Consider the following 15,144-nt stretch of genomic DNA (forward strand, 5'->3'; position numbering starts at 1 on the left):
ACCCCAATGTCCGTAAAGCACTTTATCCAAATCACCAAACCGGGGATCATTTTCGGTAACGTGCTTTCTGTGGCAGGCGGCTTCTTTCTGGCCTCGCAAGGAACAGTGAACTACCTGCTGTTCCTGGCTACAGTGATTGGCACTTCATTGGTGGTGGCGTCCGGTTGTGCATTCAATAACTGCATCGACCGCGACATCGACGTGAAAATGGAGCGTACCAAGAACCGTGCACTGGTCCAGGGCCTGATCTCCACCAAGGTCGCCCTGGCCTATGCCACGCTGTTGGGCGTTGCCGGCCTCGCGATGCTGTACAGGATGGCCAACCCGATTGCGGCGCTGTTCGGCCTGATCGGTTTCGTGATCTACGTGGGTTTCTACAGCCTGTACCTCAAGCGCAAGTCAGTGCATGGCACTCTGGTTGGCAGTCTCTCCGGAGCCATGCCACCGGTGATTGGTTATGTAGCCGTCAGCGGTCACTTCGACCTGGCGGCCCTGACCCTGCTGGTGATGTTCAGCCTGTGGCAGATGCCGCACTCGTACGCGATTGCGATCTTCCGCTTCAACGACTACCTCGCAGCTTCCATTCCGGTGCTGCCGGTCAAGCGCGGTATCGTCGTGGCGAAGAAACACATCCTGCTCTACATCCTGGCCTTCGTGCTGGCGACCCTGATGTTGACCATCGGTGGCTACGCCGGCATGAGTTATCTGGCGGTGGCGGCAGCGATGGGCATGTACTGGCTGCACATGGCGTGGACCGGCTACAAGGCGGTCGACGACAAGGTCTGGGCACGCAAGCTGTTCGTGTTCTCGATCTTCACCATCACCGCGCTCAGCGTGATGATGTCGCTGGACTTCAAGGTGCCGAGCGAGCTGCTGCTCACCTACGCACATTGATTTCTGGAGCTCGATAAAAACCCCGAGGCCTTATAAGCCTTGGGGTTTTTTTTTGCCTCCCGGTAAGACCGGCGTCATCATTTTATTCAGTAATGGTATCGGCACTGCACTATTTGCAATGCCCCATTTTCAATGGTGTAAATCAGGCGATGTTCGTCGCTTTGCTCCGATTGAAACCTCTGGACAAACATCCCCGCCGAAGATTATCGTCCGCCCTGTGCCACCGCAGTGGCCAACGTCGCTCGGACGGTTCCGGGCGCTCACGTTTTCGAGGAAGTCATGGCTGACAGCTCCCGTTCGCCGCGCCGTTTTGCGCGCATTGATCGTCTCCCCCCCTATGTATTCAACATCACTGCCGAGCTGAAGATGGCCGCGCGCCGTCGTGGCGAGGACATCATCGACCTGAGCATGGGCAACCCCGACGGGGCCACGCCGCCGCACATCGTCGAGAAACTGGTCAGCGTGGCCCAGCGTGAAGACACCCACGGCTACTCGACTTCGCGTGGCATTCCGCGCCTGCGCCGGGCGATCTCGCGCTGGTACGCCGACCGCTATAACGTCGAGATCGATCCGGAAAGCGAAGCCATCGTCACCATCGGCTCCAAGGAAGGCTTGGCGCACCTGATGCTGGCCACCCTGGACCAGGGCGACACCGTGCTGGTGCCCAACCCCAGTTACCCGATTCACATCTACGGCGCGGTGATCGCCGGAGCTCAGGTGCGCTCGGTGCCACTGGTGCCCGGCGTGGACTTCTTCGCCGAGCTGGAGCGGGCCATTCGCGAGTCGATCCCTAAACCGAAGATGATGATCCTCGGCTTTCCCTCCAACCCCACCGCACAGTGCGTGGAGCTGGATTTCTTCGAGCGCGTGGTAGCCCTGGCCAAGCGCTATGACGTGCTGGTAGTACACGACCTGGCCTACGCCGACATCGTCTACGACGGTTGGAAAGCCCCGTCGATCATGCAGGTGCCCGGCGCCAAGGACATCGCGGTGGAATTCTTCACCCTGTCCAAGAGCTACAACATGGCCGGCTGGCGCATCGGCTTCATGGTGGGCAACCCGGAGCTGGTCAACGCCCTGGCACGCATCAAGAGCTACCACGACTACGGCACCTTCACCCCGTTGCAGGTGGCTGCCATCGCGGCCCTGGAAGGCGACCAGCAGTGCGTGCTGGACATCGCCGAGCAGTACCGCCAGCGCCGCAACGTGCTGGTCAAGGGGCTGCACGAGCTGGGCTGGATGGTCGAGAACCCCAAGGCGTCGATGTACGTCTGGGCCAAGATCCCCGAGGCCTATGCCCACTTGGGCTCGCTGGAGTTCGCCAAGAAGTTGCTGGCCGAGGCGAAGGTCTGCGTGTCGCCCGGCATCGGGTTCGGCGAGTACGGCGACGATCATGTGCGCTTCGCCCTGATCGAGAACCAGGACCGCATCCGCCAGGCCGTGCGCGGCATTCGCCAGATGTTGCGCGCCGATGGTTTCGACACCGGCCTGAAGCCGAAAAAAGCCGCCAAGCCGGTCTGAGCCTTCAGCCGCCGTGGTCCTGCGCTACGAGCAACTGCTCGAACTGGCGCCAGGGCACGGCGGGTGAAATCAGAAAGCCCTGCACCTGATGGCATTCCACGCGTTCGAGGAATGCCATCTCTCGGTCGGTCTCGACCCCTTCGGCCACCACGGTCATGCCCAACTTGCGCCCCAACGCCACAATGCTGCCCACGGTCGAGGCCAGGCAATGGTTTTCCAGGCACCCGGTGATCAGCGAACGGTCGATCTTCAGCTCGTTGTAGGGCGTCGACGCCAGGTTGAAATACGAGCTGTAGCCGCTGCCAAAATCGTCCTGGGCCAGACCGAAGCCCTTGAAGCGCAAGCGGCAGGCATTGGCGTAGTAGTTGCCCTCGTTGCGTACTGTGGAGTTTTCCAGCAGTTCAAAGCCGATGTCCTGGGCCTCGCCACCTTGTGCCTTGACCTGCTTGAGCAGGCGATCGGCCAGATGGCCGTCGTCCAGCAGATGGGTCGGCAGGTTGATGCTGACCTTGACCTGGTGGCCGTGCCGACGCCAGCGGCTTTGGGCTTGCACCGTCTGCTTGATCACGGTGCTGAGCAGCCCGCTTTCGAGGTTGTGCTGGATCATTGCCGGGAGGAACTGCGCCGGCAGCAGCACACCCAGCTCGGGATGTTCCCAGCGTGCGAGCGCCTCGGCGGCGACGATGCGCCGGCGGCGCAGGCACTGCTTGGGCTGGAACCAGGCACGCATCTGCCCGCGGCGCAGGGCCATGACCAGGCTGCGCCGGTCGGGGGTGTGCACCCAGGGTTCGGCGTCGCTGGCGGCAGCATGGGCGTCGGGCACCTGTTCGATCAGGGCCCGTAATGCTTCCACGCCCAGCGGCTTGCAGAGCAGGGCGAGGACCTTGAAGCCGGCAAAGCGTGCCACCTGGCTGGCACTCAGCAGCACCCGTTCGGGCAGGGTGCTCATCAGCGCCAGCGCCGGCTTGTGGGCCAGCAGGGCGAGTTCCTGAATCAGCTGGACGCCGTCCATGTTGGGCATCATCAGGTCACTGATGACCAGGTCGTAATGGCTTTGGCGCAGGCGATCCAGGGCGATGCAGCCGTCCGCCACCGCTTCGACGCTGACGTCGGCGATCTGATTGAACTGGCTCAACAGGCAATAGCGCTGGAACGGGTGATCTTCAACGATCAACACCCGGCAAATCGGCATAAGCATTCCTTGGCAGCAAGGCCCGGTGGTGGAGGTCAGGCGCAGTATTGGCGGGTCAGCAATACCAGGTCGTCGGCGTGGCGAGCTTCCCAGCCATGCTTGATGGCCCAGCCGCGGATGTGTTCGGCGTCGAGTTTGAGGCCGCGCCGGCCAAAGCCTTTGAACACCCGCAGGGCCGAGTCCTTGTCCAGTGGGTCCTTGAGGCCGGTGCGCAGGTTGACCGCGCCGGTAAGGCGCGTGAGTTCATGCTCCACCTGCAACGGCAGGCTCAGCGGCGGCACCTTCCAGCTGGCCGGGCCCCACACCGCCGGGCTCCAGATGCCCATCCAGTGCTTACCCTCGGCCTCGGTCCAAGGCAGGAAGGCCAGGGCCTGCAGCGACGGATTGGCGTCGATGCCGGCGAGGTCTTCGAGGGTCAGGAAGGCTGCGACCACCAGGCCATTCTTGCCCTGCTGGGACAGCTGGCAAGGGATCGCCAGGCGCAGGTCCAGCTGCTTGACCAGGCTGACCTGGGCGTCACGCACCAGGCAGCGGGTGACGGTGGTGCCTAGGTAGTCGGCGATCACGGTGTGGGCAAAAGCGGCCTTGACCGGCACCACCAGGGTGATCAGGCCGATGCGGTTACGCAGGCAATAGGCCGCCGACTCCTCGAACAGCTTCTGCACCGTGGTGATATTGGGGCCGTTGTTCTCGACGATAAAGCGTTGGGTGCTCATCGGTGTTCATCCTTGAGTACTGTTGATGTGGATCCATTTATTCCCCCTACTTTAAACAGGGTTGATCCACAGAAACAGACACAGGATTGCGCCAAAAAACCTTACAGATGCCGGTCGCTCAACTGCACAGCGGCTTGAGGCGCAGACGCACCAGTTGCACCCAGAACAGGTAGACGCTGGCCAGCATCAGGCCGACGCCCAGTACCGCGCAGCAGCCACCCAACGCCTGGCACTGGTGCTGCTCCTGCACCATGCGCAGCAGCTCCTGGAACAGGCCCAGGCGGCGTCGGCTGAAGAAAACTTCGCAGGAGTCGTCGTTCCATGCCTGCAGCCCGCGGCACAGCATGTCCAGCGCCACGATCAGGATGAACAAGCCGCCCGCCACGGCAAAACCGCGGTAACGGCGCCGACCGCTGGTGAAATAGCCATAGAACCACAGGATCAGCAGGGCGATGGCCGCCAGATTGAAGGCGGTCAACAGCCATGGCGTGCCGGGCGCCATGGCCATGAACAGCAGCAGGTTGAACGCGCCGAAAACGGTCAGCCAGAGCAACAGAAAAACCCATCTCACCCGCAACGCCCCTCCCGTGGGAATATCCAGCCGCGCAGCATGGCAGATTTTGCCACAGGTGCCATCCGCCCTCGGTCAGGGCAGGATGATCAAGCGGTCGGGCAATTCGTTGCGCGCCTGGGTGAGGGGCACATGTTGCTGAAGATGCACGCCGCAGTCGGCGATGCACTTGAGGAAGCCTTGCAGGGTCCGGCCCTGGCCGACCGAGGCCGTGAAGTCGCTGACGATGGCCGCCCAGGTGTCGTTGCCAATGCGGCTGGAGATACCATGGTCAACGATGATCTCCACATAGCGCTCGGCTTCTGAAACGAAGATCAGCACGCCCGTGCCGCCTTGGGTGTGGTGCAGCTGGCGTTCGAGAAACTGTCGCCGGGCCAGGTTGGCCGCGCGCCAGTGGCGCACATGGCGCGGCACCAGGCGCGTGGTGATGGCGGGGATGCGAAACAGCAGCCCGAGCACGATGAAGGTCGCCCACTGGCTGGCCAGCAACTCATGGGCATTGAGCCAGCCCGGGTAGTAGTTGACGATACCCGGCACCAGCAGGGCGGTCAGCCCGGCCCAGAGCAACGGAATGTAGGTGTAGTCATCGGCGCGTGGCGCCAGCACCGTCACCAGCTCGGCGTCGGTATGTCGCTCGACCTCGGCGATGGCCTCGGCCACCTGGCGTTGGGCGTCTTCGCTGAGCAGGGTCATGGTGTGTGCCTGTGCATGATTGAGTTCAAGTCGTTGTCCTGGCTGCCAGCCTGATAGCTTACCAACCGCCCGAGGCTCCGCCGCCGCCGAAACTGCCACCGCCGCCGCCGAAGCCTCCCGAACCCGAGCCCAGGCCGCCGCCCGAACCCCGGCCGCCGCCCAGCACGCTGCCGAGCACCGCGCCGGTCAGCACCGAGCCGCCACCCCCACCACGTCCACCACCACCGCCGCGCAGGACCATCACCAGCACGAAGACGATCAGCAGGAGGAATGCCGGCCATGGCAGGTGTTCCTGACCCCGGCCATGTTGCGCAGCCTGCTGGCGTGGTTGGGCCAGTGGGTTGCCGCCCAGTACCTGGATCATGGCGGCGACACCGCTGCGAACGCCACCGGCATAATCGCCCTGGCGAAACGCGGGGATGATCACGTTGTTGATGATGATCGACGATTGCGCGTCGGTCAGCTGGCCCTCAAGCCCGTAGCCGACTTCGATGCGCACCTTGCGTTCGTCCTTGGCCACCAGCAGCAGGGCACCGTTGTCCTTGCCCTTCTGGCCAATGCCCCAGGCACGGCCCAGCTGGTAGCCGTAGTCCTCGATGGCATTGCCCTGCAGGTTGGGCACTGTCACCACCACGATCTGCTGGCCGCTGGCTTGTTCCTGGGCTTCGAGGGTCTGCGTGAGTTGCGCGCGGGTGCTGGCGTCGAGCAGCCCGGCCGCGTCGACCACACGCCCGGTCAGCGCCGGAAACTGCGGTTCGGCCTGGGCCAGCAGGGCGCTGGCGAACAGGCACAAGCCGAGCAGCAGTGCCGGCCAGCGGAGCAGGGCAGCGGCTTTCACTGGAATTTGACAGCGGGGGCCTTGTCCGCGTCGGGGGCGGTGGCCTTGAAGTTCTCGCGTACCTGCATGTCACGGTACATGGTCATCTGCCACAGCTTGCCGGGGAAGGTGCGGATCTCGGTGTTGTAGCGCTGCACGGCAGCGATGAAATCGCGACGTGCCACCGCGATGCGGTTCTCGGTGCCCTCAAGCTGCGACTGCAGGGCCAGGAAGTTCTGATTGGATTTGAGGTCCGGGTAACGTTCGGACACCACCATCAGGCGGCTGAGCGCTCCGCTCAGCTGTTGCTGGGCCTGGTCGAACTGCTGCAGCTTCTGCGGGTCGTCGAGGGTGCTGGCATCGACCTGGATCGACGTGGCCTTGGCCCGCGCTTCGATCACCTTGGTCAGGGTGTCCTGTTCCTGCTTGGCATAACCCTTGACGGTCTCCACCAGGTTGGGGATCAGGTCGGCGCGGCGCTGGTACTGGTTTTCGACCTGCGCCCAGGACGACTTGACCTGCTCGTCGTACTGCGGAATGTTGTTGATGCCACAACCGGCCAGCAGTGTGGTGAGAAACCCGAGAAGCACCAGCTTGAGGCGGGGTGAATGGGTGATTAGCGCGTTCATGGGGCAGCTCCTGCTCGATTTGCAACAATTCGATGACAATGCGACGACGATACGGCGACGGGTCGGGTGCCTGGCGTCGCAGTTTGTGTGCAGGTTAGAAGGGGGCGGGGGGAGCGAGTTCCTCCAGGTTACAATTGTTGGCGCGCAAAATATTTTACGGCTCATGCCGAAGTTCCGGTTGCCGATACATTCTGTATCACAACTGCGGCGCTAGAGCGGTTGCCGGTCGCGGCGCGCTGGTTTCGACCAGTGTCGCCTTGTAAAGTACGCCGCCTGGTTGCAGTCCCCAGTCTACCAATACGCCTGTCCATCAAGCCGTGGGTCGTAGGCGGCTTTTTGCGAGGAGTTTCGATGCTGGGCTATACCATCGGCCAATACGGTGGAATCACCGTCATGATTCCCGGCGCGACCCTGATCGGCTGCTGGCTGTGGTTCTGCGCTTCGCGCAAGGCCGCCTACGGTTGGCTGATCACGCTGCTGGCGGCCTACACCGTGGTCGGCGCCAGCAAGATTCTCTACAAAGGCTGGGGCGTGGGCGCCGAGAGCCTGAACATCGCCGTTATCAGCGGCCACGCGATGAACACCTGCCTGGTGGTCACCACCTTGCTCAGCCTGCTGGCGCGGCAGATCGACCACCGCCTGCGCTGGTTCGGCGCGGGCCTGGGCCTGGTATTTTCCTGGTGGTTCGCCTGCTTTTGCGTGGCCCCGCACATTCACCCGCTGTCCGAGGCCCTGGCCGGCGTGCTGGTCGGCACCGTGGCCTCGAGCCTGTTCCTCTGGGCCACCCGCGACGAGCACATCGCGCCGTTTTCACGGCGGGCGTTGGCGTTCGGCTTCGTGGTGATGCTGGTCAGTGCCAGCTTTCCCAAATACACCGCCGAGGCCTTGCTGGGCCATGTGGCGGTGACCCTCTCGGGCGCCCCGGCGCCTTATGACAAGGCGCATTGGCGGGCGAAGATGGACGAGCAGCTGGATGCGCAGTGACGCTGCCGGCCGGTGGGCGGGGCAAAACCCGTGGTTTTGCCGGATGATGGCCTAGCGCCGGGCCAGGACTGTCGTCACGAAGCGCTCAGGGTCTTGCACCATCATCAGATGCCCACCCGGCAACAGCGTCATGCTCGACGCCGCCTGCAGTGCCCAGTCCGGCACATGCCAACCGTCGCGCGAATCTTTACCGGCCAGCAGGTGCACCGGTATAGGTCCGGCAAGCACCGCCCGCACGCTGTGCAGGTAGCCCTCGTCGCCCGTCACTTGCAACACTGATCCGGCTGTCGCCTGCAAGGTGCTGGCCGGCTGGTTGTTGAGCAGGTGCAGGGCCGTTGCCCGATGTGCCGGGGTGTTGTCTATGCCGGCCTTGGCCAGCCAGGTGTCCGGATGTGCGCGCAGCGTTTCGAGCATCGTTTCAGCGTCCACCGGGCTCATCCGTGCCACGCCCGCCGACCAGAACGCATCGTCCAGGGTGAAGTTGCCTTCCACGCTGACCAGCGAGGCCACGCGCCCGGGGTATCGCTCGGCGAACAGCATGGCGATGGCGCCACCCACCGAGTGACCGACCAGGTGCACGCGGTCGATGCGCTGCTCGTCGAGGTAGGCCAGCAGGTGCTCGACCTGGGCGTGGAGCGTGATAGAAGCGGGGTCGATGGCTTGCAGCGTGCCGTAGCCCAGCAGGTCGGGGGCATGGGCTGCAGCGCCATGGCGGGCGAATATCGGCAGCAGCGGGCGCAGGGTGCCGATGAGGCCGTGGATGAGCAGGTAGGGAGTCATTGAGCGTCCATGCAGCACCGATCAAAGGGCTGGGTCAGTCTGGCATTCGTTGCTGTGTTGCGGCAAGCGCTGCTTCGCCGCACCGCGCTTTCAGGTCAACGCCTGTTCTGCAGGATCCAGTAGCGACAACTGATCGACAAAGGCCGTGGCGAAGGATGCGGTGCCTACCGCTCCGGCCGCGCGCTGGGCGGCCACGGCGAACAGTGCGTGGGCTGCGGCGGTTGCCACCAGTCGGTCGCTGGTGTTGACCAGCATTGCCGCGATCAATGCCCCCAGGCTGCAACCGGCGCCCGTCACCTGGGTCAGGCGAACATCGCCTCCGCCGACTGCGTACACCTGGGCGCCGTCGGTGACGTAATCCACCGGGCCGCTGACAGCGACAACCGCGCCGCTTGCCCGTGACAGGTCTTTGATGAAAGCCAGTGCCTCGGCTGAACTGGCAGTAGTCTCCACGCCCTTGCCCCCGCCACTGCCGCCTGCCAAGGCGATCAGCTCACTGGCGTTGCCCCGGATCACCGTGGGATTGAAGTCCAGCAGCCGGCGGATCACGCCATCATATTCCGGGGCGCCCGCGCCCACGGCCACAGGGTCCAGCACCCAGGGTGTGCCCGCCTGGTCGGCTGCCTCTGCTGCCGCCCACAATGTCTCGGGGCCGCTGCTCATGAGGGCGGCAGTGTTGATCCACATGGCGTTGGCGCCCGCGGCAAATCGCTGCGGCCAGTCCATCGCCGTGCCAATGGCCGGCCCGGCGCCCACGGCCAACAGGATATTGGCACTGAGGTTGGCGGCAATGTAGTTGGTCAGGCCATAGACGAACGGTGGGGCCATCTTCAGTGCGGCCAATGACTGTCGTACGACGGGGGTATCCCAGGAGAGTGCTTGCATGGCGGTATTCGTCGCTCGGGGATGAAATAGGCAAGTATTAGGCGGGGAAGAAGTTTGATAAACCCAATAGTTTTTCCCTGCGGCATTGACCGCCAGTGCCCACGGCGTTCGAGCTGCCAGCCTTGCTGGGTTCCGCGCTCAGCCAGCCTGCGCAGGGCGGTCACACCAACGGACGAGATGGCTGCTGCGCCCCAGCACTTTAGTTGCACAACGGCCTTGATCTCTGACAAAACTGACCTATTTTTCATCTAGCACTTTATGAGCAGTCAGTCGCTGCGGTACCTCGTACCCATCCGAACATTCGGAGTGATTGCCATGGTCCTATCACCGACAGTGATCTGGATTGCGCCCGCCACCGTGCCTGAACTCGGTAAAGGCTCTTTGCAGCCCAGAACCCTCCAATTCTTACCGTCCATCTTCCGTGGTTGTCGATGTAGGCGCCTGCGGCCGATCCTGTTATTTGCCATGGTTTAGTTCCTGGACCATGGCAGATCCGTTTTTATACTGACAACAGTTCTTTTCAGAGCGAATATTCCTATGTTTGCTCGAGGAGGAGGTGTGGAGAGCATTCATCAAAGTTTTCATCTTGAGGAATTTCGCCAACTTAAAGGTGAGATCAGCACTTTGTTGCAGCGGATTGAAATGTTGATAAAGCTTTCACTGTTCGGCGGCGTGGCAATCTATGCCTGGATATTGATCCATGTATCGCCCGAGGTTGTATCAGATACTACCAAGAGCGCTCCCCAACAGAGCGATTCCATCCGGTTTCTTGGATATGCCGGCTTCCTACCCCCAGCGCTGCTGGTGTTTTCAGCGGTCATGGCCTGGCTGACCTTCCGCCACGTGAATGTGATCGCTGATTACCTGAAGCGTCTCGAAGGGCTACTAGGGATTTACAAATACGGCTGGGAAACTCACTGGCAAACGAAGCAGAGGCCTATGGAGTACTCATTGTTCGGCTTTCTTATGCTGGTGCTGGTTATCGAATGCGCTGTCAGTTTCTACCTTCAACAGCACCTTGCTGTCCTGGTGATAGCCGCGCATTGAGTCTGTTTCAGTGTTTGCAGAACAAAACCTAGTCATTTGCACCTGCTCGCCATGACGGCGAGCGTCAGGAGATGTTCACCATGGGCGAAGGTGAGGACGAGAGTCTGTATAAAGGCGAGGCGGCGCGGATCAAGTATCGTCGCGAGCAGTTGAACCTGCAGCCCTTCAACACGGATGCAGGTCGGGCCTGGGGCCTGGCGCTCTCAGGCGGTGGCATCCGCAGTGCCACGTTCTGTCTCGGCGTACTTCAGGCCTTGGCACGGACCGGGCGTAGTGACAAAGAGCGGATATTGCTGGAGCGCTTTGACTATCTTTCCACCGTCAGCGGCGGCGGCTATATCGGCGCGTTTTTCTCCAGTCTGTTCTTGCCTGATCGTCTGCGGGGAGAGGGGCAATCCCCGGCCGCCGCAGCCGCGCAGGCTTACGCAGTGCTCGCTTATGAACCCCCCGGCAAGATCAGCAGCTCGATCGATTATTCCAAGGCACCTGCGGGCAGCGGCCCGGCGGCCTGGCTGCGCGAGAACGGGCGTTACCTAACGCCGACCGGTGGTGGAGACATGTTCTATGCACTGGCGACGACGTGGCGCAACTGGCTTTCCCTGCATTTCGTGATTGGCATGCCGGTGCTCATGGTGCTTGCGTTGCTCTTTGCAGTGCAGGCCATCTTCTACCTGAACCTTTTCTGGTGCCCCTTTGCCCTGGCGGTGGGCTGGATGCTGCCCAGTGCGTTGGCCTACTGGTTGGTCATTCCTGGTCGGTCACTTGACGAGAAGCCCAATCTTGCCAACCCGGCGTGCAAGGGCACTCTGGCTGTCACGTACTGCCTGGTCGGAATTGGCCTGGTACTGCAATGGCTTGGCGATTGGCGCCGCGTGGACAATCTGGTTTTGTGCCTGGCAGTCATCACAGGCGTCGCAGGGCTGTTCGCGGCACTCTGTGTGCGCACGCTTCCCTCGGTCAAGGCTGGCAATACGGTTCGCAATTACCGCGTCGTCATGACCCGCCACCTCAGCCTGGCCATGCGCGCCTTGCTTGTTTGCTTCTTTCTCGCCTGCATTGCCAAGTTGGGGCAGGAGCTCTACACATCGCTGTTCAATCGGACCCACGCGGTCAGCGTTGGCGTATTACCCGCGCTGGTCTGGTTGATTCGCAAGTTGGCGCTACTGCGCGACGAGAAGGCCCTGCCCACCTGGTTGCCGAAGTTGCCACTGGAACTGTTGGCACTGGCCGCCGGTGTGGTACTTAGTGTGGTCGTCTGCCTGGGTTGGTCACTGGCGGCGCTGTGGTTGGTTACCAATGGCAGTGATCGACCCTTGGCGCATCATGACAGCGCGGCGCTTGTGCTGTTGGCAGTCATTGCCCTGGCGCTGACCTGGTTGTCGGGGCAATTCAAGGGTTTCCTCAACCTGTCGTCATTGCATGCCTTCTACGCGACGCGTTTGACCCGGGCCTATCTGGGCGCCTCCAACGGCAAGCGCTTCACCACAGCAGCCGATGAGTACCGCAGTGTGGCCGAGCCAATGGTGGACGATGATATTTCGCTGGATAGATTCTACGGCACCTGCACTGCCGGGCCGCTGCACTTGATCAACGTGACCATGAATCTCACTGTGGACCCGGCAGAGCAGCTGGTGCAGCGCGACCGCAAAGGCCAGCCACTGTGTCTGGCCCCCGATCAGTGGAAAGTCGATGCGACGTCCACCAGCTTCTTTCTCGATGGAGTGAGGTACCGACGCGACACGGCTTGCGGGCAACTATCGGAGATCCTGTTGCCACACACACTGGCGCAGTGGATTGGCACTTCGGGCGCTGCGTTCACCACCGGCCTCGGGCGTACCACCAGCCTGGGCCTGTCCCTGACACTGGGCCTGGCCAATATACGGTTGGGCGTGTGGTGGCCTAGTCGGTTTCTAAATGCGAGCCAGACCGGCTACGTGCCGGTTGATGGTCCATGGGTCCAGCGGTTCGCGACACAGTCCTATCTTTTCCGCGAATTTACCGCGCAGTTTCATGGGCATCGCAACGACCTGATGTACCTTTCCGATGGCGGGCATTTTGAAAATACCGGGGCCTACGAGTTATTGCGCAGTGATCGAAACATCGAACTGATCGTGATGTGTGACTGTGGCTGCGACCCGGAGTATCGGTTCAACGACCTGGCCAATCTGGTGCGATTGGCCAGGATCGATATGAAGCTTGATATACGTGAAGATACCGCCGTGTCCAAGCATTTCGAGCTCGGCCGGGTGTTTGGCACACCCGACCACTTCCAGCATTCGCGCAAGGAGCCTGGCGAAAAGTGCGCGCTGCTGTATGACGTTTTCGACATGCCCCAGGACGGTCGATCGGCGACCTTGAAGTGCCGAATCCTGGTGCTCAAGCCGCGGCTGATGACGACGCTGGGCGTCGATGTGCTGAACTACGCACAGTCCAATGAGGCGTTCCCGCAACAGCCTACCAGCGATCAGTTCTTCGACGAGGCGCAGTTCGAAAGTTACCGCCAATTAGGCCTGGCGATCGGCAGGGCTGTCTTCGGTGACATGGGTATCACCGATGTGCAGGAAAAGATGAGCCAAGCGTTATGGCGTTACCTGGCGCTGCCCTGATTCGTCATGCTTTCACGCTGAGCGGTCGGCAGCGCGTGTTCAATAGCGGCTGCCATCCCTGTGCGTGAACTGCCACTTGCCATCGGCGCCGGCCACCGCCTGAATATCATCGCTGGGATAGGCCACCGTATCCCCCGGCGTGCGGCAACCCACCTCCAGAATCACGCACATCTGCTCAGTGCGGTTGTGCAGATGATGCGCCTGCCCGCCGGCTGCAAAACCCGCCACGCTGCCCGGCTGCAATTCGATGATCTGCTCGCCCAGCAACAGCGTCGGCCGGCCCTCCAGCACGTAGATGAACTCCTCCTGCCGTGAATGAACATGATGCAGGGCCGACACGCAGCCTGGCGGCAGTTGCGTCAGGTTGACCCCGAAATGGCCCAGGCCGAACAGGTCACCGAGCGGGCGCTTGATGCGGCCGTTCATCATCGACGCGAAGGGCTCGGGGTAATGGCTGGGCCGGGTGCGGGCGGGGGCGTCGATGGCTTGGAGAGTGCAGGGCGGTGCTTCGTTGTCCGAGGGGGCCATGGCTTGTCCTCTGTACGAGTTGGGAGAGCGGGTTTGCAAATCCTAGCTCATCGCATCGCAGCCAATGTGGAAGGCACGCAAGGCCTGTGAGGACTTTCGCTCGTTATAGGATGACTAGTCATCAGTCTGTAGATTTCTGCATACACCCTGAAATTCAGTAAGCGCTCTAAAACGGTGCTTACAGCCAATCAGGCACCACCAGAAGGCTTTTTAGTAATTTTTTGATGTAATTGCTGCAATCCAAATTTATGTAGTGGTACGATCTCTTCGCCCGTGATGAGCCAGACGATACCCGAGTATCGCGCCCTCTCCGGCGGACCGGCTCTTGCCCGCCGCCGCACCGTGACCCAGCACAAGTAGAGCAGCCAACCAGGCTCGCCAGCCCTCTTCGAATCCGCGCCCTGCGCCCCCCGTTCGCCCTCCGACCCGGCGAATGCGCGGCAGGCTGGCCGTCGTATTGCCGAACGGGTTGCACAGCGTCCCTGGAGAGCGCTCGGCCGTTTTTCTTGCGTCATCCGGTTTCGCAAGCAGACTAGGTGAGCCCCACATGTTGTTAGCCTCGCAAACGTCCCGAAGAAAGTTTCTGCTTTCTTCTCTGATCGCCCTGCCAGCCATGGGCGTCATGGTCAAAGGCCTGAGCGCCGCGGCCGCCGCCGAAATGGTTGCGCCGGACCTGCACAGCTACAAGCCAACCTTCTTCGATGCCACAGAGTGGGCCTTCATCATGGCCGCCAGCGACTGCCTGATACCCGGCGGCGGGCGTGCACCTGGGGCGCTGGACACCAACGTGCCGGTGTTCGTCGACCAGCAACTGGCCCAGGGCCTGGGCAGTGACGTGTACCTGGAGGGCCCATTCGACCTCAAGGCGCCCGCGACCCTCGGCTACCAGCTGCCGTACAGCACTCAGGACATCTACCGCAAAGGCATCAAGGCTGCCCAAGCCTGGTGTCAGAAGACTCATGGCGCCAATTTCGCTGCCCTCGACGACGCCGCCAAGACCGACATGCTGCAGAACCTGCAGGCCGGCAAAATCGACTTCGCGGCCTTCGGCGAAGAGGTCATGGGCGCCAAGCTGTTCTTCGGCGAGCTGCTGAAGAACACCCGCAACGGCTACCTCGCCGACCCCATCTACGGCGGCAACAAGGGCATGAAGGCGTGGATCGCCATCGGCTTTCCTGGCGCCCGTGCCAGCTACCTGGAGTGGGTGGCGCAGCACAACGTCAAATACCCCCTGGGCCCCGTCAGCCTCAGCGGCGCCCGCGGCTAACTGCCGCGCGCCCC

16 protein-coding genes are annotated in these 15,144 nt (G+C 62.1%); 6 read left to right on the forward strand and 10 right to left on the reverse strand.

Features of this window, described 5'->3' with window-relative positions; translation table 11 throughout:
- The first annotated feature begins 6 nt into the window (after positions 1-6).
- Positions 7-894 carry a heme o synthase gene (cyoE, locus tag SFA35_RS05340; RefSeq protein WP_320575984.1) on the forward strand — a complete coding sequence of 296 codons (888 nt, stop codon included), beginning with the start codon at positions 7-9 and terminating at the stop codon, positions 892-894.
- An 86-nt stretch (positions 895-980) separates the two neighbouring features.
- On the opposite strand, the gene SFA35_RS26660 is transcribed toward cyoE, so the two are convergent.
- Positions 981-1,085 carry a type II toxin-antitoxin system YoeB family toxin gene (locus SFA35_RS26660; protein ID WP_414058497.1) on the reverse strand — a complete coding sequence of 35 codons (105 nt, stop codon included), beginning with the start codon at positions 1,083-1,085 and terminating at the stop codon, positions 981-983.
- An 88-nt stretch (positions 1,086-1,173) separates the two neighbouring features.
- Here SFA35_RS26660 and alaC point away from each other — a divergent pair, with 88 nt between their 5' ends.
- Positions 1,174-2,415: an alanine transaminase gene (gene alaC, locus SFA35_RS05345; RefSeq protein WP_320575986.1), complete on the forward strand. Its 1,242-nt coding sequence runs from the start codon at positions 1,174-1,176 to the stop codon at positions 2,413-2,415.
- A gap of 4 nt (positions 2,416-2,419) precedes the next feature.
- On the opposite strand, the gene SFA35_RS05350 is transcribed toward alaC, so the two are convergent.
- The 6 genes from SFA35_RS05350 to SFA35_RS05375 form a co-directional block, all read right to left on the reverse strand.
- Complete coding sequence (locus tag SFA35_RS05350) at positions 2,420-3,607, reverse strand: EAL domain-containing response regulator (RefSeq protein ID WP_320575988.1); 1,188 nt, start codon at positions 3,605-3,607, stop codon at positions 2,420-2,422.
- Between the two features lie 35 nt (positions 3,608-3,642).
- Complete coding sequence (locus tag SFA35_RS05355; protein WP_320575990.1) at positions 3,643-4,323, reverse strand: hypothetical protein; 681 nt, start codon at positions 4,321-4,323, stop codon at positions 3,643-3,645.
- 118 nt (positions 4,324-4,441) lie between these two features.
- Positions 4,442-4,894: a hypothetical protein gene (locus SFA35_RS05360; RefSeq protein WP_320575992.1), complete on the reverse strand. Its 453-nt coding sequence runs from the start codon at positions 4,892-4,894 to the stop codon at positions 4,442-4,444.
- Between the two features lie 75 nt (positions 4,895-4,969).
- Entirely contained in the window at positions 4,970-5,587 is a 618-nt protein-coding gene (locus SFA35_RS05365; RefSeq protein WP_320575994.1) for a TPM domain-containing protein, read from the reverse strand.
- A 58-nt stretch (positions 5,588-5,645) separates the two neighbouring features.
- Complete coding sequence (locus tag SFA35_RS05370) at positions 5,646-6,431, reverse strand: TPM domain-containing protein (protein ID WP_414058528.1); 786 nt, start codon at positions 6,429-6,431, stop codon at positions 5,646-5,648.
- Positions 6,422-7,033, reverse strand: a complete 612-nt coding sequence (locus SFA35_RS05375) for a LemA family protein (protein WP_320575998.1) — start codon at positions 7,031-7,033, stop codon at positions 6,422-6,424. The genes SFA35_RS05370 and SFA35_RS05375 overlap by 10 nt, the downstream gene beginning before the upstream one ends.
- A gap of 351 nt (positions 7,034-7,384) precedes the next feature.
- Here SFA35_RS05375 and SFA35_RS05380 point away from each other — a divergent pair, with 351 nt between their 5' ends.
- Positions 7,385-8,017 carry a hypothetical protein gene (locus SFA35_RS05380; RefSeq protein WP_320576000.1) on the forward strand — a complete coding sequence of 211 codons (633 nt, stop codon included), beginning with the start codon at positions 7,385-7,387 and terminating at the stop codon, positions 8,015-8,017.
- A 51-nt stretch (positions 8,018-8,068) separates the two neighbouring features.
- Here the strand turns inward: SFA35_RS05380 and SFA35_RS05385 are convergent, their stop codons facing one another.
- Together SFA35_RS05385 and SFA35_RS05390 are read right to left on the reverse strand one after the other, a co-directional pair.
- Entirely contained in the window at positions 8,069-8,797 is a 729-nt protein-coding gene (locus SFA35_RS05385) for an alpha/beta fold hydrolase (protein ID WP_320576002.1), read from the reverse strand.
- A 90-nt stretch (positions 8,798-8,887) separates the two neighbouring features.
- Complete coding sequence (locus SFA35_RS05390) at positions 8,888-9,682, reverse strand: hydroxyethylthiazole kinase (protein WP_320576004.1); 795 nt, start codon at positions 9,680-9,682, stop codon at positions 8,888-8,890.
- 558 nt (positions 9,683-10,240) lie between these two features.
- Here SFA35_RS05390 and SFA35_RS05395 point away from each other — a divergent pair.
- Both SFA35_RS05395 and SFA35_RS05400 read left to right on the forward strand, forming a co-directional pair.
- On the forward strand, positions 10,241-10,729 hold the full coding sequence (locus SFA35_RS05395) for a hypothetical protein (RefSeq protein ID WP_320576007.1): 489 nt from the start codon (positions 10,241-10,243) through the stop codon (positions 10,727-10,729).
- A gap of 80 nt (positions 10,730-10,809) precedes the next feature.
- The gene (locus tag SFA35_RS05400) at positions 10,810-13,335 is read left to right on the forward strand and encodes a patatin-like phospholipase family protein (RefSeq protein ID WP_320576008.1); all 2,526 of its coding nucleotides are present in this window, start codon (positions 10,810-10,812) and stop codon (positions 13,333-13,335) included.
- A gap of 39 nt (positions 13,336-13,374) precedes the next feature.
- Here SFA35_RS05400 and SFA35_RS05405 read toward each other — a convergent pair whose 3' ends face one another.
- On the reverse strand, positions 13,375-13,863 hold the full coding sequence (locus tag SFA35_RS05405; RefSeq protein ID WP_320576010.1) for a cupin domain-containing protein: 489 nt from the start codon (positions 13,861-13,863) through the stop codon (positions 13,375-13,377).
- A gap of 622 nt (positions 13,864-14,485) precedes the next feature.
- On the opposite strand from SFA35_RS05405, the gene SFA35_RS05410 reads away from it, so the two are divergent.
- On the forward strand, positions 14,486-15,130 hold the full coding sequence (locus SFA35_RS05410; RefSeq protein ID WP_320576012.1) for a gluconate 2-dehydrogenase subunit 3 family protein: 645 nt from the start codon (positions 14,486-14,488) through the stop codon (positions 15,128-15,130).
- The last annotated feature ends 14 nt before the right edge of the window (positions 15,131-15,144 follow it).

It is taken from the genome of Pseudomonas sp. HR96 (assembly GCF_034059295.1).
In the GTDB taxonomy this organism is placed as follows: Bacteria; Pseudomonadota; Gammaproteobacteria; order Pseudomonadales; family Pseudomonadaceae; genus Aquipseudomonas.

Coding starts and splice junctions, on each gene's coding strand:
- cyoE (WP_320575984.1), top strand. CDS start 7: ATGTCCGTAAAGCACTTTATCCAAATCACCAAACCGGGGATCATTTTC.
- SFA35_RS26660 (WP_414058497.1), bottom strand. CDS start 1,085: ATGTTTGTCCAGAGGTTTCAATCGGAGCAAAGCGACGAACATCGCCTG.
- alaC (WP_320575986.1), top strand. CDS start 1,174: ATGGCTGACAGCTCCCGTTCGCCGCGCCGTTTTGCGCGCATTGATCGT.
- SFA35_RS05350 (WP_320575988.1), bottom strand. CDS start 3,607: ATGCCGATTTGCCGGGTGTTGATCGTTGAAGATCACCCGTTCCAGCGC.
- SFA35_RS05355 (WP_320575990.1), bottom strand. CDS start 4,323: ATGAGCACCCAACGCTTTATCGTCGAGAACAACGGCCCCAATATCACC.
- SFA35_RS05365 (WP_320575994.1), bottom strand. CDS start 5,587: ATGACCCTGCTCAGCGAAGACGCCCAACGCCAGGTGGCCGAGGCCATC.
- SFA35_RS05375 (WP_320575998.1), bottom strand. CDS start 7,033: ATGAACGCGCTAATCACCCATTCACCCCGCCTCAAGCTGGTGCTTCTC.
- SFA35_RS05380 (WP_320576000.1), top strand. CDS start 7,385: ATGCTGGGCTATACCATCGGCCAATACGGTGGAATCACCGTCATGATT.
- SFA35_RS05385 (WP_320576002.1), bottom strand. CDS start 8,797: ATGACTCCCTACCTGCTCATCCACGGCCTCATCGGCACCCTGCGCCCG.
- SFA35_RS05390 (WP_320576004.1), bottom strand. CDS start 9,682: ATGCAAGCACTCTCCTGGGATACCCCCGTCGTACGACAGTCATTGGCC.
- SFA35_RS05400 (WP_320576008.1), top strand. CDS start 10,810: ATGGGCGAAGGTGAGGACGAGAGTCTGTATAAAGGCGAGGCGGCGCGG.
- SFA35_RS05405 (WP_320576010.1), bottom strand. CDS start 13,863: ATGGCCCCCTCGGACAACGAAGCACCGCCCTGCACTCTCCAAGCCATC.
- SFA35_RS05410 (WP_320576012.1), top strand. CDS start 14,486: ATGGTCAAAGGCCTGAGCGCCGCGGCCGCCGCCGAAATGGTTGCGCCG.